Below are 17,269 nucleotides of genomic sequence, written 5' to 3'. Positions count from 1 at the left end.
GAAACCATTGTGGCCGCGGTGAAGTTCCGGCTGGGGGTAAATGAAAAAGCGCAGCCCGGGTGGACTGCGCCTCTTGGATCGTTGCGAACGGGTCGGACTAGTTGACCGACTGGTCCTCGATCGTAGGCTGGCTGGTGCCGCCGCTGATCTGGATGGTGCGCGGCTTCTTGCTTTCGGGCAGTTCGCGCTTCAGTTCCAGATGCAGGAGTCCGTTTTCGAGCGTGGCACCCTGAACCTCGACATAGTCGGCCAGCTGGAAGCGGAGCTCGAAAGCGCGCTCAGCAATGCCGCGATGGAGGAATTCACGGGCCTTTTCAGTGCTCTCAGTGGGCTTGGCGCCCTTCACAACCAGGCTGTTTTCCTTGGTCTCGATGGCAATGTCGCCATTGGAGAAGCCAGCCACGGCGATGGAGATGCGGTAGGCATCATCGCCGGTCCGCTCGATATTGTAGGGAGGATAAGTTTTTGCTTCCTGCCCGCTCAGGGTATCGAGGCGGTTAAAGAGGCGGTCGAAGCCGACGGTGGAGCGGTAGAAGGGGGAAAAATCGATGGTCTGCATAACACATTCTCCTGAAAGCAACGTGGTGTTCTCGACCCTTGCTATGCGGCTCCCAAAAGAGGCAAGCCGTTGATTTTGCTCGGGTGAGGTCCCCGGATAGCCGGCGGACGAGCTATATCTAGGCGCCCGGTTTGGGGGTTCAAGAGCGTTGCACAGCGGGCGCTGCAAATTTTTTTGCCCCGCAATGGCCATGTAGATGAACGCATTCTGAACGCGGTTTTGCATCCCCGTTCAGGATGGGGGGCGCATAAGGGGGCATGTGCTGGCCAAAGCCGGCGCTACGCAACTGCGGGCTTGTCACCCGCCCCCCGCACGGGCCCGCAGCGTAAGGGAGCCAGCATCTCGCAAGAGGTGCTGGCTTTCTTTTGTCCAGCGCCTATATAAGCCCACCCCTCCGGCCGGCTTGCCTCCAGCACCGGCCCCTCCGGCATGAAGGTTCTGGCATGACCATTGTTGTGGATCCCAATGGGCCCAAACTGGCCAGCGACCCGAACAATCCGGTTCCCGAAGGGGGGCGCGTCGGGTTCTTCCGGTCCGCCGACGGGGTGCGGTTGCGCTATGCGATCTGGCCCAAGGGCGTGGGGCCGCATCGGGGCACGGTGTGCCTGCTGCAGGGGCGAACCGAATTCATCGAGAAGTATTTCGAGACCATCGCCGATTTCCGCTCGCGCGGCTTTGGCGTCGCGACCTTTGACTGGCGCGGGCAGGGTGGATCGGAACGGCTGATCGGCAATCCCAAGCTGGGATATGTCGACAAGTTCTCCGATTACTGGAGCGACCTCAAAAGCTTTCACAGCGAAATCCTGCTGCCCGATTGCCCGCCGCCCTATTACCTCGTGGCCCATTCGATGGGCGGGCTCGCGGCGCTGTTTGCCGGGGTCAATGACCGGCTGATGTTCGAGCGCATCTTTTTGTCCTCGCCCATGGTGGGGCTGGAATCGCCGCCCTTCGGCACCGCGGGCGCCGCACGGATCCTGAGCGCAATGAGCTTTCTTGGGCTCGGACGGTTGCCGTTGCGGCGGCCGCAGGACAAGGCTGCCTCGAAAATGGCGTTTGCCGACAACCCGCTGACCGGGGATCCCGAGCGCTTTGCCCGGAGCATCGCGGTGCTCAAGGCCCATCCCGAACTTGAAATCGGGGCGCCAACGATCCAGTGGACCGGGGCGGCGCTGGCGGCCATGGCTGCGGCACAGCGCGATGACTTTCCCGAAAAGCTGCGGGTGCCCCTCCTGATCCTGGCGGCAGCGCGGGACCGGGTGGTCTGGACACCGGCGACCGAGGAGTTGGGCCTGCGCCTGCGCACCGGCCGGCATATGGTGGTGCCGGGGGCCCAGCATGAGCTGTTCATGGAAACCGACGCGATTCGCGCGCAGGTGTTCGCCGCCTTTGACGCGTTCATCACCGAGCAGAGCTGACCGCAGGGCTCCGTCCGCTCAGGCGCGATTCACCAGTTCGAGCGCAGCATCCAGCAGCCGGGGGGAAGCCGCGGCCACCACATTGCCCCCACTGGTGGGCTCGCTGCCGTCCCAGCGGGCAATGGCGCCGCCCGCTTCGCGGATGATCGGCACCAGGGCGGCGATGTCATAGGTGTTAAGGAAAGGCTCGACCACCAGATCGGCATGGCCGGCCGCGAGCAGGGCATAACCATAGCAATCCATGCCGAAGCGCTGCAGACGGGTGGCGCCGGCCACAGCCTGCCATTTGGCTTGCAGCTCGGGCGTGCGGAAAAGCTCGGGCGTGGTGGTGAACACGCGGCAGGCGGCAAGCTCGGTTTGCCCTGAGCTGCGCAGGGGTGCCTGGGTCTGGCCGCGGCGATAGCTGGCCTGGCCAGGCACCGCCAAAAATGTTTCCCCGATAAAGGGTTGCGTCATGATCCCGGCGACCGCCACGCCGTCCACGGCAAAGCCGATCAGCGTGCCCCAGACGGGGGCACCCGAAATAAAGGCCCGGGTGCCATCCACGGGATCGATGATCCAGGAAAAGCGGTGCTCGCCCGTGTTGCCCCATTCCTCGCCAATGACGGCATGATCGGGAAAGGCTTCAGCGATCACCGCGCGAATGGCGGTTTCCGCTGATTTGTCGGCCTCGGTAACCGGGTCAAAACCGCCGGCGAGCTTGTTGTCGACCAGCAGGGGCGTGCGGAACAAGGGCAGGGTGCAGGCCGCAGCGGCGTCGGCGGCGCGGAGCAGGGTGGCTTGGATGGCAGCGAAATCAGGCGTCATGCAGGAGGTCCGGGGCACGACCTCGTGGCTGGGGCTCACCAGGAGGTCTGGGGGAGACGCGGTGGTGGTAGCATGAAGAGGTGAGGGGAGGAACTGGGTGGGCTCCCCGAACTCCACCCACTGCAGGCCCCCTCTTGCCAGCGAGCACCATTCCAGATGCGCGCTGGCCAGAAGGAAAGGCTGCAATTTACAGCTTTACGCCGACGCTCCCCAGGAAGCTGTCGATACGGTTGTCGACTTCCTCTTTTGTTTCAGCCCACTCTGGGACCGACTGAAGAAGATTGTCGTGCCACGCCATAAGGTTAGGATAGTCCCGGAGAGGAGGCTTCGAACGATCAATCTGGGAGAAGGGGCCCGCAATATCGAAGTCAGCAAGGGTCAGAGCTTGGCCTACCATGAACTTGCGCCCTTCAAGATGCTGGTCGAGCACCTTCGCTGCGGCGCGCATCTTGCCCTCAGCGAACGTGATCACCGGCTCGTTCTTTGGTGCGCCCATGACCGTCTTGCCGACCCGTTCATCGAATAGGGTGGTGGCAAAGATACGCCATTGCTCGCCCGACCAGAACATCCACTGAAGGACCTCGAAGCGTTCTCTCTCCGTAGCTCCGACCAGCGGTGAGTTTACCTTGTTAGCCAGGTACAAATTGATGGCGGCGGCTTCATAGAGAATGAAATCTCCGTCTTCCAAAACCGGCGTCAAGCCATGTGGATTGAAGCGCGACTTGAACTCGTCGGTTTGGCTTTCGCCCTTAAACAGATCGACCTTCACGCGTTCTATTTCAATGCCCATGATCTTTGCGGCGGTGGTCACGCGACGCAAACTGCCCGAACCGGGATCGCCGTAAATCTTGATTGTCATAACTGCTCCTTTGGTTGTTTGAGTAGTGGGCCACACCAGGGCGTGGCCGTGTGGGGTCAGACCTGCCCCATGCCGCCATCGACACTAAGCTCGGTTCCGGCAACGAAACTGCTTTCATCTGAGGCGAGGAAAAGAACCGCGTTGGCCACTTCCTCGGCACGTCCCATCCGACCCAACGGAATCATGGATGCGAATGCCGTCCGGATGGCGTCCGCGCCTTCCTTGGAATCGGCTTGGCTATCGATGATCGGAGTGTCGATCGGGCCAGGGCTCAATGTGTTGACTCGAACCCCGCTTGCCTTGAGTTCTGCGGTCCAAGTTCGGGCGAAGGAGCGCAGCGACGCCTTGGTAGCGCTATAGGTGCTGTAGCCAGGAAGCCCCATATAGCTGGCCGCAGACCCGACGAGGATGATGGACCCGCCAGCTGCCATCAGAGGCAGCGCCTTTTGCGCAGTGAACATCGTGCCGCGCACATTGAGATTGAACGTCTTGTCGAAGCTCGCCTCGCTGATATCGCCGAATGGCACCGGGTCCACGAGACCGGCACTTGCCACCAGGATATCAAGCCTCCCCTTTGCCGACTTTACGGCACGGAAAAGCGTGTCGAGATCCGAGAGATTGGTGGAGTCCGCGCGGATGGCAGTGATGTCACCACCGATTGCCGCTGCCGCCTTGTCCAGGTCCACCTGCTGGCGAGCCGTGATGAAGACCGAAGCGCCTTCCTGCACGAACCGCAGAGCTGTTGCCAGCCCGATACCGCTCGTACCGCCAGTCACGACGGCAACCTTTCCTTGAAGCCTACCCATCATCGTCATCCAGAATCAAATCGGCACAAGACACTTCCAAACGGAGCGTTCGTTCGACCGTTGTCTGGATATAGACTTCTGCGAAGCCTGGATTAGTCGGCGCTTTTGTATATCATTCATGCTTTTGAGGAATGAATTCGCGTGGATCGCTTTACCCTGATGCTTTCGTTCACACGGGCTGTCGAGACCGGCAGTTTCACAGCTGTGGCCCGTGAAATGGGCGTTGGGCAGCCGGCCGTCAGCCGAAACATCGCGGCACTGGAAAAGCATCTCGGTGCACGCCTCATGCAGAGGTCGACGCGAAAACTCAGTCTGACGCCCGAAGGCGAACGTTTTTACCAGGAAGCCCGTGCCGTACTCGACGGACTAAACGAGGCGGAGGCGAATGCCCGCGGCGAAGACCGCCCGAGTGGACTTGTGCGTGTGGCCTGCGCGACCTCACTCGGCAGCCAGGTCCTGCTTCCCTGGTTGGGCGAGTTGTTGGAACGCTATACCGAGTTGCAGATGGACCTTCAGATCGGCGACCAGTACGTCGACCTTATTGGCGAAGGTGTCGACATAGCCATCCGTATCGGGACCCTCCGTGATAGCGCCATGCGTGCCAGGCGGATCGGTAGTTCTGTAAGAGTTTGCGTCGCCAGCGCCACTTATCTTGAGAGACGCGGCGAGCCGAAAGTCCCGGACGACCTCAAAGATCACACCTGCATTGTCTACACGTTGCTGACCACAGGAGCGTGGTCGTTCAGAAGCGGAGACATCCCGGTCACTGGACGCTTAAAGGTGAATTCTATCGACGCCGTGTATCGGGCAGTGCGTGACGGGCTCGGGATTGGTTATGGCCCGTTCTGGCTTTTCGAAGATGCCATACGGAGCGGATCTGTGCGGGTGGTTCTCGCAGATCATCTGGGCGAGCCCACGCCGATCAACATCCTTTACTCCGCGACACGGCTCCTGCCGCGGCGTGTTAGCGTGGTCATGGACTTTATTGCCGATAAATTCTCCCACGAGCCAGCTCTGAACGCGCCACAATTGCTCGAGAACACCGTGACTGGGTAGCGGTCTGGAACCTAAAGCAAAGCTCTAGCACAGCGTGTGGCCTGTTTCTTCTTCGGCTCCGTTGCTGAAAGCCGGCATTCAGCTTCCCACCCCCATGGTGGCCGTTCCGGGTCGCTGAGCCGGATTGGTGGCTTGGGTGGCTGCTGGGGTAGGGGGTAGCGGCCCGATACTGCCGCTAGAGATGAAAGTGACCGGCGGATTCGGGTTGGTAAAGTACCCGTTCGATGCGGATCTGCTGTGGACGATCGGACACCAGCCAGTCGATGGCATGGCCTTCACCATAACCCAGGATTGCGGCGCCGAGGTCGGAGAGCACCGAAAGCTTGCCCGAGTTTTTGTCGGCGTCTTGCGGATAAACCAGCGTCACGTCGCGCTGCTCGTCGTCCAGCTGCAGCACGAGCCTGGAATTCATGGTGACGACATCGCGCGCGACGCGCCGGGGATCAACCACAATGGCTCGTTCGATCTCGTGTTCGAGGTCCACAATGGCCGGCCCTTGCTCGTAGGCCATCAGGTCCTGGAGGCGGGCTTTGTCCATCTCGGTGATGTAAATCTCGGCGGCTTCGGCCATGGCTCCGTCACGCAGGCGCTGCAGATAGCGGGCAGAGGTCATGGACAGGGCGGTAAGCCCTGGTGTTTCCCGATCGACCAGAAAGCCGCAGCGCTCAAAGGCCTTGAGCGAGCGGGTGTTGTCCGGATGGATCTTGGCGATGACGGTGCGGGCGCGCATATCGAGAAAGGCGAGCTTCAGCCCTTCGCGGATGGTGCTGGCGCCGAGCCGGCGACCCCAGTTGTCGTGATCGCCGATCACCAGGACGATTTCGCAATCAGGGCCGGTCTTGACCAGGCGGACGAAGCCCACGGGCCGATCAGTGCGATCATGGGCCATGAAGAAGCGTCCGCCCCCGTTGAACAAATGGGTCAGGATCGGCAGCTGCGTTCGATCGACGGCCTGGGCGATGAAGCGGGACACGCTGCTTGAATCACTGAGATAGCGCGTGACGCGTTCATCTTCCAACCAGCGCATCAGGATCTGGGCGTGGGTCCGCGTGATTTCCGGACGCAGCGCCACAAAAGGCTTGTTCATCTTCGCCACCTTGGTCGCAAGAATGAAAGCCTGTCACGGTCATGGCCGTGCTGGTTCTTTCGGGTCAGAGCTGAAAAACAGGAAAGCACACCATAGCAAGGATGTACCCGCCAAGGCCAGCGCCGGGGTGCTCACGCGGAGGGTCAGGCCCCGGGCTGCGACCCAGGGACGCGCATTTGCATGCCCCTGGCATCCATGTAGGGCCTGTTGCCTTATAGGTGCAGCGGCACGCCGTGCCCCGGCATCATGATGAGGAAACCAACCGTGCTAGACGAAATCTGGTCGACCGCCCTGAGTGAATTTTCAGACGTTCCAGACGTTTCGACCATTACGCGCATTGCCATGCGGTTGCTGCTCGCCGCCATGCTTGGTGGGATCCTTGGCTATGAGCGTGAACGCAAAGGCAGAAGCGCAGGGGTGCGCACCCATATGCTGGTTGCCGTGGGGGCGGCACTGTTTGTCATCGGACCGACCCAGAGTGGCATGCCGATCGAGGATATGTCGCGGGTCTTGCAGGGCATTGTGCAGGGGATCGGCTTCCTCGGCGCCGGCGCAATTATCGTGCGCACGGCAAAGAACCAGGTGGAGGGCCTGACCACCGCCGCCAATATCTGGGCGACCGCGGGCATTGGTGTCATTGCCGGTTTGGGCCTCGAAGCAACCGCGGTGCTGTCGGCGGCTGTTATCCTCATCATCCTGGCGGCGGTGCCACTGATCTTGCCGTCAAAAGCCGATAACGGCGATAGCCAGTAGGCAAGCGCCAGGCCCCGGGGGGACACGGGGGCTGATGTGGTCTGCGGATTTTATTTACTCGCCGCTCCCTGCGGTTTATCTGCGATGGTGGCAGGATCCTTGCGGCACAAACGAGTAGGCGAGAGCGGTGAACGATAGGCCAGCGCGGGCGAAGGGAGGATCGGAGCGCGTTTCCTTCCGGCGACCACTGGTCCATGGGGGCCTCGAAACCCTCGCCGCTCACTATGTGCGCCAATCGTTCAAACCCCATTTTCACCCGCAATACCTGATTGGGGTGATCACAGCCGGCGTGCATTCGGTTTGGTGCCGGGGTGAGCAGCTCAGCGTGAGCGCGGGAACCGTCATGACCATGCGGCCCGGCGACGTGCACCACGGCAATGCGGCGGTCGAGGACGGTTGGGGGCAACGGATGTTCTATGTCTCCGAGCAAACCATGAGGGACATCCTGGGAAATCGGGAAGGCCGCGAGGGCGTGCCCCTGCCGGACTTCAAGCTCTCCAACCGCCGTGATCCCTCTCTCGCGGCGCGGCTGGAACGCATCCACCAGGTTGTGCATGCGTCACGGCTGGCGCTGTCCCGGGACACGGCCCTCGATGCCCTGGGGGATGTGGTGGCCAGGCTTGCCGGTAACACTGCCCCAACAGAAATGGCGATTATTCTTCCGGATCACCGCGCCCGAAACCTTGTCGATTACCTCCATGCCCATGTTGAAGAGGATGTCGGTCTCGACGTGCTGTCCTCGCTGGCCGAATTGGGTCGGCGGCAAACGATCGACTTGTTCAAGCGCCGCACCGGACTGCCGCCCCATGCCTACCATATCGGCTTGAAGGTGCGCCTGGTGCAGAACCTGCTTCGCGAAAGGCACTCGCTGGCTGCGGCGGCGGCCCAGGCGGGCTTTGCCGACCAGAGCCACATGACGCGGCACTTCACGGCCATAGTCGGCACCACACCGGCAGCTTATGCGCAGGCCTGACCGGGGCTGCACTTTCGTTCTATAGCTCGCCTGTGCCATCGCCTACCCACTGACAGCTAGACCGTGAGCCACAGTGGCCGGTCTGAGTTGAACGAGGGTAAAGACGATGACGGACAGGGTCCATGCGGCGGCAACACATGATCGCCGCTCCACCGGCTTGGCCGACCTGGCCGTGCTGGGCGTGGCGGTGGTTTGGGGGGCGAGCTACCCGGTCAGCAAAGGCGCATTGGCCTATGCGCCGGTTCTGGTCCTGATTTTCTACCGGTTTTTCGCCACTGCCTGCATCATGTCCATGCTGGCGCGGCGCGAACTGGCATCTGCTGCGCGGGCGGACCTGGTGCGGGCTGCTGTGCTCGGCGTTATTCTAGCAGTGATCTTTATTGCCGAGATCGCAGGCCTTGCCCAGACGAGCGCAACCAATGCGGCTTTGATCATTTCCTTGAGCACGCTCTTTACTCCGTTTCTGGACTATGCGCTGGCGCGGCGCGTGCCGCCCCCCATCGTCATTCTTGGCGCGGTTATCGCCTGCGCTGGCGTTGGCTGCCTTGTGGGTGGACTGACCGCATGGTCGCCCGGGGATGGGCTTATTCTCCTTGCCGCCATGCTTCGGGCGGTCATGGTGGTTGCCACCAAGCGATTGATGGCGGGGCGCGCATTGTCGTCCGTGGCGCTGACTGCCACGCAAGCTGTCATCGTCAGCGTAGTCGCGCTGGCGATGCTTTGGAGCACTCAGGGACTTGGCGCGCTTGTTGTGGCGGCCGGCCCGAGCTTTTGGGCCAGCGTCGCCTTTCTGTCGCTGTTTTGTACGATCGCGGCCTTTTACGTCCAGAATGCTGCGGTCCGCCGAACGAGCCCGACCAGGGTTGGCTTTCTGATGGGAACCGAGCCGCTGTTCGGTTTTGCGTTAGCGCATCTCCTTTTGGCTGAGCCTGTAACCGCATCGACGCTTGTTGGTGCAGCCCTGATCGTGGCTGGGACATTCCTCGGCATGGCAGGCGAACGCCGGGAATTGATGCAGCAGGATGCCCGGGCAGGGTGACGGGTGCGGGTGAGGCGCCGGCCGGTCCGCTATTCGGCGGCGAGTTTCTGGGCGGCGGTGTGGGGGGTGAGGAGGGTGGGGAGGTCCAGAGTGATGAGGGCGGTGATCAGGTGGTCCATGAGGGAGCGCATGGTGTCAAAGCCGCTGTTTCGATCCAAGGTCGCTTCGTTCATGTAGAGGTGGCGGCTGATTTCGATCTGGAGGGCGTGCACGCCTTGCTGGGGGCGGCCATAGGCGCGGGTGGAAAAGCCCCCGGCATAGGGGCGGTTACGCGCAACGCGCAGTTCCGCCGCGCTGAAGATGGTTTCCACCATGTCGATCAGGGCCGGGGTGCAGGTGGTGCCATAGCGGTCGCCAAGGACAATATCGGGGCCGGAGCGGTCGCTCGGACGGTTGATGCGCGGCATGGAATGGCAATCGATCAACACCGCGACGCCGAAGGTGCCAACGGCTTCGTTGAGCAGCTTTTGCAGCGCGGCATGGTAGGGCTGATAAATGCCCTCGATGCGCATGCGCGCGTCCTCAAGGGTCAGCCGGTCGCGATAGATGGGCTTGTTTTCGGCCACGACGCGCGCGAGCGTGCCAAGGCCGGCCGCCACGCGCGGCGAGGTGGTGTTGAACCTCGGCCCAAGGGGCTCGTCGAACATGGAGGGGTCCAGTTCCCAGGGCTCACGATTGACGTCGAGATAGGCCCGGGGGAAATGCGCCCGCAGCAGGGGAGCCCCGAGATGGGGCGCGCGGGCAAAGAGTTCGTCGACAAAAGCATCCTCGGACTGGCGGATCGAGAGATTATCGAGCCGGGTCATGGCAAGGAAGCGTTCGGGATAATTGCGGCCCGAATGGGCCGAGTTGAACACCAGGGGCGCCACGAGGCGGCGCGGCCGGATCGTTTCAAACGCTGGCTGATCCCAATAGTCGGACCGCACAGTCCCCCCCGATAGGCTTGGGCGCCGTTCTGCGACGCGGCGCCGTTTACCCCCGCAATGTGGCCCGTGGCACGCGGCTTGTCCAGTTGATCAAGATAATTGTAAGGGCCAGCTGCCCGGTTTGCGTTATGGCTAACCTGGCATAAACATCCGTGGGATAATTTGCGACTCAGTGGCGAATTGGCCGGAGAGAGTGATGAGACGAATTCTGCTGGCGGAAGACGATAATGACATGCGCCAGTTTCTGACGCGGGCGTTGAAAAACGCCGGCTATGAGGTGGTTTCCTTCGATAATGGCCTTTCTGCCTATGAGCGGCTGCGCGAGGAGCCGTTTTCGCTGCTGCTGAGCGATATCGTGATGCCGGAAATGGACGGGATCGAGTTGGCGCGGCGCGCCACCGAACTCGATCCAGACCTGAAAGTGATGTTCATCACCGGCTTTGCCGCGGTGGCGCTCAACCCCGACAGTGACGCGCCCAAGGATGCTTCGGTTCTGAGCAAGCCGTTTCACCTCAAGGATCTGGTGAATGAAGTGGAGCGGCTGCTGGCCGCGTGATCAAACACGCTGGGGCGGCGCCTGAGCCGCCTTTGAACAGGTTGCCGGAATTGCCGTTGCTGCGCGCAGATCTGGGCGCTGGTGGAAGCGGAAAAGCGGGGGAGCATTTTCTCCCCAGCGGCGCGCGCGAGGCCCCTTGACCACAAAGCAAGTTTTGTGGTCTATCCGCGCCATTGGGACGGCCTAGCGGCGGTTCCTTCCCGGAGAGATGGGCGTATAGCTCAGCGGGAGAGCACCTCGTTGACATCGAGGGGGTCACAAGTTCGATCCTTGTTACGCCCACCATCTCTCTAGTCTACTTCGCCGATGGCGATGGGAGTATAGCTCAGCGGGAGAGCATTCGCTTCACACGCGAAGGGTCACAAGTTCAATCCTTGTTACTCCCACCATCCGCCCCTTCCTCGCGCCGGGGCGGCCTGCAAACAGCAATGACCTGCGCTTCCGGTGCTCACGTAGTAATCTACGTTGCGCGCCGGTTCTCGGACGTTACTGTTTTCGACTCGCCCCAACCCGAAGCTGGGTCGGATGGTGCCTGACGGCCAGCATTGATTTGCCGGTTTCTCGATGACTGCTGTCTGCGCCTGCCCTGCAAAGGGGATGGCGCAACACGCGCCGCTTGCGCCGGGCCGCTCCCTCCCCGTGAGAGGAGGGTTGGGGTGGAGGTTCTGGCGGTGGGTTGTGCGCGAATCGAGTTTAGCCGGTGGCCCGAACCCCCACCCTCGATCCCTCCCCTCAAGGGGGAGGGAGGCGATAGGGCATGGGCGCTGGGTGGTGGATGGCACTGGGTGTTTGCAAGTTCCGTCGGAGTCGCTTTGTCTTGCCATTCTCCTGGTGAGCTTTTGCGTCCCTTCCCTTGAGGGGAGGGATTGAGAGAGGGGGTCGTTGGGCGGGCGCAATGTTGCTAAAACGCGGCCCCCACCCCGTCAGCCATTCGAGCATTGCTCTCATGGCCTTCTCACCTGAAATCGCTCCACTGGAGCGATTTCGACTTCGGCCGGTTCGAAGCCCCCCAAGGGGAGGGAGGCGCGTGCTGCGGGCTCTCAGTGCTTGGCCGCGCTTGAGCGAGGATTGGTGCTTGGCTGATGAAAAGGGCTTGCGCGGGTTGCTGGGGCGGGAGCAGAAACGGGGCATGGCAAAGCGATTTCCCCAGCTCGAATCCCACCATCACAAGTTCATTGCGGCCCAGCATATGTTCTTTACCGCTTCGGCGGCGCCGACGGGGCATGTGAACATGTCGCCGCGCAGCACCGACATGTTCCGGGTGCTCGGGGACAATGACGTGCTTTATCTCGACCGCACCGGCAGCGGCAATGAAACGGCGGCGCATCTGCGGATCGATCCGCGGCTGACCATCATGTTTTGCGCTGTGGACGGGCCACCGCTGATTCTGCGGCTGTATGGGCAGGGGCGGGTAGTCCATCGCGAGAGCGCGGAATATGCCTCGTTGCTGGCCGAGCAGTTCGGGGGCGAGGCGCCGCTGGGGGCGCGGCAGATGGTGCGGCTCGCGATCGAGCTGGTGCAAACCTCGTGCGGCTATGGCGTGCCGCTGTTTGATTATCGCGAGGAGCGCCCGCAGATGGATAGCTGGGCGCGAGCCAAGGGCGTGGATGGCATCGAGGATTATTGGCGCGAAAAGAACCAGGTGAGTCAGGATGGCTTTCCTACGGGGCTGTTCGAGGCGCCGGTCACCTCGGCTTGAACGGCTCGGAGGGGTTGGGCCTGTCGCCAGGGCGGGTGCAGCACTATATGAGAGCCATGTTGAAATTTTGGAATAAGCGGGAGAATGGCATGGATGCTCATGCATTTCCGGTCACGCGGACCGATGAGGAATGGCGCAAGCGGCTGACGCCCGAGCAATACCAGGTGATGCGCAACCACGGCACCGAGCGGCCGGGGTCCTGCGCGCTGCTGCATGAAACGCGGGCGGGTGCGTTCACCTGCGCCGGCTGCGACCAGCCGTTGTTCGAATCGACGCTGAAGTTCGAGAGCGGCACGGGCTGGCCGAGCTTCAACGATCCGCTGCCCGGTTCGGTCGAGACCTCCGAGGATCGCTCCTACGGGATGGTGCGCACGGAGTGCCATTGCTCGCGGTGCGGCAGCCATCTGGGGCATGTGTTCCCCGATGGTCCCCCGCCCACGGGGCTACGCTATTGCATCAATGGTGTGGCGCTGAATTTTACGCCTGCCGAATAGGACCCAAGAGCCCTGGAGTGATCCGGGGCTTTTTTATGCCCGCCCTCGGGGGCACGCCCTCGTGGTTCGTGGTTCGAGGCTCGCGAAGAGCTCGCACCTCACCATGAGGGCTACTTGGAACTCGATGCATCAACAAGCCTCATGGTGAGGTGTGCTTTCGGCGCCTCGAACCACGCGGGCGTGGCCCTAAGTTCCCCTTGGTTTGGCGCGGGCGGTGGGGCGCGCCCCGGCGGGATCGTCGGGCCAGGGGTGGCGGGGATAGCGGCCCTTGAGCTCCTTGGCGACATCGCGCCAGGAGCCGGCCCAAAAGCCCGGCAGATCGCGCGTGGTCTGGATCGGGCGGTGGGCGGGCGAGAGCAGCACGAGAACCAGCCGGATGCGGCCATTGGCGATGGTGGGATGGCGGGTGAGGCCAAACAGTTCCTGCACGCGAATCTCGATCGCAGGGCCGCCTTCGGCGGTGTAGTCGATGGGCACGGCATTGCCGGTCGGGGCGGTGAAATGGCTGGGCAGCAGGGCTTCGATCTCCTGGCGCCGCGCAAAGGGCAGCAGCAGATCCAGCGCGGTGCGCAGCTGTTCGCCGGTGATTTCGGAGAGTTTGGTCAACCCGTAAAGGGCGGGGGCGAGCCAAGTCGCGGTGCTGTCGGCAAGGGCCTCGGCGCTGAGGTCGGGCCAGTCGTCGCCCAACGTGGCGTGCAGGTAATTGGCGCGGGCGCGCCAGGCCTTTTGCTCGCGGCTCCAGGGAAGGGCATCGACGCCACGCCGCGCCGCCGCTTCGGCAAGCAGGGTGGCGGCGGCTTCCGGATCATCGACAGGCACGGGCTCATCAGCAAGTCGGAGCGCGCCGAGGCGGCGGGTGCGGCGGGCGCGGATGCTGGCGCTCGCATCGTCAAAGCTGAGGGTGGTTTGGGCGGTGATCTTGTCGGCAAAGAGAGCTTCGAGATCGGCGCGTTCCAGCGCAGCGGCGGCGCGGATGCGGGCGGTGGCGGCGGCGCCGGTCAGGTCGGTGACGACGAGAAAGGGCGCGGCGGCGAGGGCTTCGGTGGCGTCCATGCTGGCCTGCCGGCCATTGGCGAGCCGGTAGCGCCCGCGGGCGCCGGCAGCCTGGGCGACGCGGTCCGGGAAAGCGCGGGCGAGATGATGGCCGGCCAATTGCGGGTCGGTCGTGTCGTCGCTGCCGCCGGCAGATTTGGCCCAGCGGGTGGCAAGGGCGCGGGCATCGCGGGCGCGAGGTGAGCGATCGAGGCGGAAGCGCTCGAGCCGGTGGGCGAGATCGATGCCGTCGCCGCCAAGGCCGCGTTCGCCGAGCAGCACGGCCAGTTCGGCGGCGGTTTGTGCATCGCCGTCGGCGGCACCTTCGACCACCATATGGGCGAGCCGGGGATGGAGCGGCAGGCGGGCCAGGGCCTTTCCCGCGGCGGTAAGGCGGCCTGCCGCATCGAGAGCATCGAGGCTTTGCAGCAGGGCGACGGCCTCGCTCCAGGCCGGGGCGGGCGGGGGATCGAGAAAGGGGAGCTGGCTGGGATCGGCGACGCCCCAGGCGGCGAGATCGAGAGCAAAGCCGGCGAGGTCAGCCGCGAGGATTTCGGGGGTATCGAAGGGCTGGAGCGCGGCGTTCTGGCCTTCGTTCCAGAGGCGGATGCAGTGACCGGGCGCGGTGCGGCCGGCGCGGCCACGGCGCTGATCGGCCCCGGCGCGGGACACCCGGCGGGTTTGCAGGGTCGAAAGGCCGGTGGCGGGTTCATAGACCGGCACGCGGCGAAAACCGCTATCCACGACAATGCGGATGCCCTCGATGGTGAGCGAGGTTTCGGCGATGGAGGTCGCGAGCACGATCTTGCGCTGGCCGGGCGGGGCGGGCTGGATGGCGCGGTCCTGCTCGGCCGGGGTGAGCTGGCCGTAGAGCGGGGCGAGACTGGTGTGGGGCGGCAGGCGCTCGGCGAGGCGTTCGGCAGTGCGGGCGATCTCGCCCTGGCCGGGCAGGAAGACGAGTGCCGAGCCCTCATGCTCGCGCAGGGCGGCAAGGACGGCTAACGCAACGGCGTCTTCGAGGCGGGCGAGGGGATCGGGCTCGCGATATTCGGTCGTGACCGGGAAAGTGCGGCCAAGGCTTTCGATGACGGGTGCATCGTTGAGGAGGCGCGCGACGGCAGCGCCATCGACGGTGGCGGACATGACGAGGACGCGCAGATCGGGGCGGAGGGCGGCCGCATCGAGGGTGAGGGCGAGGCCAAGATCGCCATCGAGGCTGCGCTCGTGGAATTCGTCGAAGAGGACGGCGGCGATGCCGGTCAGTTCGGGGTCGTCCACCAGCATGCGGGTGAAAACGCCTTCGGTGACCACTTCGATGCGGGTCCTGGGGCCAACCCGGCTATCCATGCGGACGCGGTAGCCGACGGTCGCGCCGACCTCTTCGCCCAGGAGGCGCGCCATCTGGGTGGCGGCGGCGCGGGCGGCAAGCCGGCGCGGCTCGAGCACGATGACGCGGCCATCCGCGCGCCAGGGCGCATCGAGAAGGGCGAGGGGCACGCGGGTGGTCTTGCCGGCGCCGGGGGGCGCCACCAGCACGGCATAGGGGCCGGCGGCCAGCGCGTCGTGAAGGGCTGGGAGAGCTTCGTCGATAGGGAGGGGCGGCAGGGACATGGCCGGGGTTGTGGCGCATGGCGGGGCTGGGGGCAAGCGCTGCGAAAAGATGGGGACGTGTCGGCAAGGGCGGCTGGCGAGCGTCAGAGGGAGGGGGCAGCGTGAGGCTGCTGGGGTTGTGGGGACGAAGAATGATTATTGCTGGCTGGATCATGACGGGGCTCTTGGCGCTGTTCATGCTGGGTGCGTCGGTGGCGCCAAAACTGCTGGGCTCGACGCTGGCGCTGGAGCCGCTGCAGGCGGTGGGATGGCCGCCGAAATATCTGCTGCTGATCGGGGTGATCGAGGCGGTGTGCACCGTCCTGTTTGTGATCCCCCGCACTTCGCTGCTGGGGGCGGTGTTGTTGACCGGGCTGCTGGGGGCGGCGCTGGCGGCCAATCTGCGGGTGGATAATCCGCTGTTCAGCCATACGCTGTTCAGCCTCTATCTGGGGGTGTTTGCCTGGGTGGCGCTGTGGCTGCGCGAGCCGCGGATCAGGGGGGTGTTTCCGTTGATGTGAGACTAGCTACATCCGGTTGGTGGAGGGGCCTGAACCCCCACCCCCGCCCTCCCCTGAAGGGGGAGGGTGCAGAAAGTGCCCTGCAACGTCCGTTGCTGTGCCGGCGTTGAGCCGACGCGAGCAAGGTACGGACGGGGCGGCGATTGGTGGAGCGGGGGGAGATCCGGATTGGGCTATCGGGGTGGACCTATACGCCCTGGCGCGGCAATTTTTATCCTGAGGGGCTGCCGCAGAAGCGTGAGTTGCAGTTTGCCGCCGCCCATTTCAATGCGCTCGAGATCAACGGCACCTTTTATGGGATGCAGACGCCCAAGTCGTTCGAGCAATGGCGCGACGCGGTTCCGGAAGGGTTTGTGTTTGCGCTCAAGGGGCCGCGCTATCTGACCCATATGCTCAAGCTCACCAATCCCGAGCCGCCGCTGGCCAATTTTTTTTCTTCGGGGCCGTTGGCACTGGGGGAGCGGCTGGGGCCGGTGCTGTGGCAGTTTCCCGAGCGGTTTGCCTTCAACCCGGAGCGGATCGAGGCGTTTTTTCGCTTGTTGCCGCGCGACACGGCGCAGGCGGCAGAACTGGCGCGGCGGCATGACGGGCGGTTGCGGGCGCCGCCGCATTTCGGCGACGGGGTGGTGCGACCGATCCGGCACGCCATGGAAATCCGGCATCAGAGCTTTTGCGACCCGGTGTTTATCGAGCTGCTGCGGCGCTACGAGATTGCGCTGGTTTGCGCCGACACGGTGAGCTGGCCGCTGCTGATGGATGTGACGGCGGACTTTGTGTACTGCCGCCTGCATGGCTCCGAGGAGCTCTATAAGTCTGGCTATTCCCCCGCCCAGCTCGACAGCTGGGCCGAGCGGGTGCGGCGCTGGTCGGTGGGGGAGCCGACGGATGGGAACTTTATCACCGGGCCGACTGCGGATGGGCAGGGGCGCGATGTTTATCTGTTTTTCGACAATACCGACAAGCTGATGGCGCCCGGAGATGCGCTAGGCTTGATGGCGCGACTCGGAGTGCAATGGGCGCCGCCCAATGCTGACGAGGCCAAGGCGGTGCGCAGAGCACCCCGCTCGCGTCGAACCCTTCCCCAAATGTAAAAGGCA

At 63.6% G+C, this 17,269-nt stretch carries 17 protein-coding genes and 2 tRNA genes; 12 read left to right on the top strand and 7 right to left on the bottom strand.

Annotated elements, in window-relative coordinates; genetic code table 11:
• Positions 1-97: 97 nt before the first annotated feature.
• Complete coding sequence (locus AC3YOG_RS15005; RefSeq protein WP_489935648.1) at positions 98-559, bottom strand: Hsp20 family protein; 462 nt, start codon at positions 557-559, stop codon at positions 98-100.
• Positions 560-1,002: 443 nt separating this feature from the next.
• Between AC3YOG_RS15005 and AC3YOG_RS15000 the strand changes: the two genes are divergently transcribed.
• Positions 1,003-1,974 carry an alpha/beta hydrolase gene (locus AC3YOG_RS15000; RefSeq protein ID WP_164854871.1) on the top strand — a complete coding sequence of 324 codons (972 nt, stop codon included), beginning with the start codon at positions 1,003-1,005 and terminating at the stop codon, positions 1,972-1,974.
• 18 nt (positions 1,975-1,992) lie between these two features.
• On the opposite strand, the gene hisN is transcribed toward AC3YOG_RS15000, so the two are convergent.
• The 3 genes from hisN to AC3YOG_RS14985 form a co-directional block, all read right to left on the bottom strand.
• Entirely contained in the window at positions 1,993-2,781 is a 789-nt protein-coding gene (hisN, locus tag AC3YOG_RS14995; protein ID WP_489935647.1) for a histidinol-phosphatase, read from the bottom strand.
• A 187-nt stretch (positions 2,782-2,968) separates the two neighbouring features.
• A complete protein-coding gene (locus AC3YOG_RS14990; RefSeq protein WP_127754041.1) occupies positions 2,969-3,640 on the bottom strand; it encodes a glutathione S-transferase family protein in 672 nt (223 codons plus the stop codon).
• A 56-nt stretch (positions 3,641-3,696) separates the two neighbouring features.
• A complete protein-coding gene (locus AC3YOG_RS14985; RefSeq protein WP_489935646.1) occupies positions 3,697-4,446 on the bottom strand; it encodes an SDR family NAD(P)-dependent oxidoreductase in 750 nt (249 codons plus the stop codon).
• 141 nt (positions 4,447-4,587) lie between these two features.
• On the opposite strand from AC3YOG_RS14985, the gene AC3YOG_RS14980 reads away from it, so the two are divergent.
• Complete coding sequence (locus AC3YOG_RS14980; RefSeq protein WP_164854870.1) at positions 4,588-5,502, top strand: LysR family transcriptional regulator; 915 nt, start codon at positions 4,588-4,590, stop codon at positions 5,500-5,502.
• Positions 5,503-5,677: 175 nt separating this feature from the next.
• Here AC3YOG_RS14980 and AC3YOG_RS14975 read toward each other — a convergent pair whose 3' ends face one another.
• Positions 5,678-6,589 (bottom strand): bifunctional GNAT family N-acetyltransferase/nucleoside diphosphate kinase regulator, encoded by a 912-nt coding sequence (locus AC3YOG_RS14975; RefSeq protein WP_489935645.1) that lies wholly within the window; start codon positions 6,587-6,589, stop codon positions 5,678-5,680.
• 264 nt (positions 6,590-6,853) lie between these two features.
• Between AC3YOG_RS14975 and AC3YOG_RS14970 the strand changes: the two genes are divergently transcribed.
• The 3 genes from AC3YOG_RS14970 (at position 6,854) to AC3YOG_RS14960 (ending at position 9,354) form a co-directional block, all read left to right on the top strand.
• On the top strand, positions 6,854-7,342 hold the full coding sequence (locus AC3YOG_RS14970; RefSeq protein ID WP_349236715.1) for an MgtC/SapB family protein: 489 nt from the start codon (positions 6,854-6,856) through the stop codon (positions 7,340-7,342).
• A gap of 127 nt (positions 7,343-7,469) precedes the next feature.
• Positions 7,470-8,315: an AraC family ligand binding domain-containing protein gene (locus AC3YOG_RS14965; RefSeq protein ID WP_489935644.1), complete on the top strand. Its 846-nt coding sequence runs from the start codon at positions 7,470-7,472 to the stop codon at positions 8,313-8,315.
• 106 nt (positions 8,316-8,421) lie between these two features.
• Positions 8,422-9,354: a DMT family transporter gene (locus AC3YOG_RS14960; RefSeq protein WP_172124224.1), complete on the top strand. Its 933-nt coding sequence runs from the start codon at positions 8,422-8,424 to the stop codon at positions 9,352-9,354.
• A gap of 29 nt (positions 9,355-9,383) precedes the next feature.
• Here the strand turns inward: AC3YOG_RS14960 and AC3YOG_RS14955 are convergent, their stop codons facing one another.
• Positions 9,384-10,280 carry an N-formylglutamate amidohydrolase gene (locus tag AC3YOG_RS14955; RefSeq protein WP_489935643.1) on the bottom strand — a complete coding sequence of 299 codons (897 nt, stop codon included), beginning with the start codon at positions 10,278-10,280 and terminating at the stop codon, positions 9,384-9,386.
• Between the two features lie 196 nt (positions 10,281-10,476).
• Between AC3YOG_RS14955 and cpdR the strand changes: the two genes are divergently transcribed.
• The 5 genes from cpdR to msrB all read left to right on the top strand — a co-directional run bounded on the left by cpdR (position 10,477) and on the right by msrB (position 13,029).
• A complete protein-coding gene (gene cpdR, locus AC3YOG_RS14950) occupies positions 10,477-10,836 on the top strand; it encodes a cell cycle two-component system response regulator CpdR (RefSeq protein ID WP_127754035.1) in 360 nt (119 codons plus the stop codon).
• Between the two features lie 210 nt (positions 10,837-11,046).
• Positions 11,047-11,121 (top strand) — tRNA-Val (locus AC3YOG_RS14945).
• A 29-nt stretch (positions 11,122-11,150) separates the two neighbouring features.
• Positions 11,151-11,225, top strand: a tRNA-Val gene (locus AC3YOG_RS14940).
• 740 nt (positions 11,226-11,965) lie between these two features.
• The gene (locus AC3YOG_RS14935) at positions 11,966-12,535 is read left to right on the top strand and encodes a pyridoxamine 5'-phosphate oxidase family protein (RefSeq protein WP_489935642.1); all 570 of its coding nucleotides are present in this window, start codon (positions 11,966-11,968) and stop codon (positions 12,533-12,535) included.
• Positions 12,536-12,624: 89 nt separating this feature from the next.
• Positions 12,625-13,029 carry a peptide-methionine (R)-S-oxide reductase MsrB gene (gene msrB, locus AC3YOG_RS14930; protein ID WP_489935641.1) on the top strand — a complete coding sequence of 135 codons (405 nt, stop codon included), beginning with the start codon at positions 12,625-12,627 and terminating at the stop codon, positions 13,027-13,029.
• A gap of 186 nt (positions 13,030-13,215) precedes the next feature.
• Here the strand turns inward: msrB and hrpB are convergent, their stop codons facing one another.
• Entirely contained in the window at positions 13,216-15,672 is a 2,457-nt protein-coding gene (gene hrpB / locus AC3YOG_RS14925) for an ATP-dependent helicase HrpB (RefSeq protein WP_489935640.1), read from the bottom strand.
• Positions 15,673-15,803: 131 nt separating this feature from the next.
• Between hrpB and AC3YOG_RS14920 the strand changes: the two genes are divergently transcribed.
• Positions 15,804-16,172 (top strand): DoxX family protein, encoded by a 369-nt coding sequence (locus tag AC3YOG_RS14920; RefSeq protein WP_489935639.1) that lies wholly within the window; start codon positions 15,804-15,806, stop codon positions 16,170-16,172.
• A 143-nt stretch (positions 16,173-16,315) separates the two neighbouring features.
• Complete coding sequence (locus AC3YOG_RS14915) at positions 16,316-17,263, top strand: DUF72 domain-containing protein (protein ID WP_489935638.1); 948 nt, start codon at positions 16,316-16,318, stop codon at positions 17,261-17,263.
• Positions 17,264-17,269: the final 6 nt, after the last annotated feature.

The organism is Devosia sp. Z6_126, from assembly GCF_058133495.1.
The sequence above is the reverse complement of the archived record's forward strand: the minus strand, read 5'-3'. Positions and strand labels throughout refer to the sequence as shown.

Coding starts and splice junctions, on each gene's coding strand:
- msrB (WP_489935641.1), top strand. CDS start 12,625: ATGGATGCTCATGCATTTCCGGTCACGCGGACCGATGAGGAATGGCGC.
- hrpB (WP_489935640.1), bottom strand. CDS start 15,672: ATGTCCCTGCCGCCCCTCCCTATCGACGAAGCTCTCCCAGCCCTTCAC.
- AC3YOG_RS14975 (WP_489935645.1), bottom strand. CDS start 6,589: ATGAACAAGCCTTTTGTGGCGCTGCGTCCGGAAATCACGCGGACCCAC.
- AC3YOG_RS14985 (WP_489935646.1), bottom strand. CDS start 4,446: ATGGGTAGGCTTCAAGGAAAGGTTGCCGTCGTGACTGGCGGTACGAGC.
- AC3YOG_RS15005 (WP_489935648.1), bottom strand. CDS start 559: ATGCAGACCATCGATTTTTCCCCCTTCTACCGCTCCACCGTCGGCTTC.
- cpdR (WP_127754035.1), top strand. CDS start 10,477: ATGAGACGAATTCTGCTGGCGGAAGACGATAATGACATGCGCCAGTTT.
- AC3YOG_RS14935 (WP_489935642.1), top strand. CDS start 11,966: ATGGCAAAGCGATTTCCCCAGCTCGAATCCCACCATCACAAGTTCATT.
- AC3YOG_RS14960 (WP_172124224.1), top strand. CDS start 8,422: ATGACGGACAGGGTCCATGCGGCGGCAACACATGATCGCCGCTCCACC.
- AC3YOG_RS14920 (WP_489935639.1), top strand. CDS start 15,804: ATGATTATTGCTGGCTGGATCATGACGGGGCTCTTGGCGCTGTTCATG.
- AC3YOG_RS14990 (WP_127754041.1), bottom strand. CDS start 3,640: ATGACAATCAAGATTTACGGCGATCCCGGTTCGGGCAGTTTGCGTCGC.
- hisN (WP_489935647.1), bottom strand. CDS start 2,781: ATGACGCCTGATTTCGCTGCCATCCAAGCCACCCTGCTCCGCGCCGCC.
- AC3YOG_RS15000 (WP_164854871.1), top strand. CDS start 1,003: ATGACCATTGTTGTGGATCCCAATGGGCCCAAACTGGCCAGCGACCCG.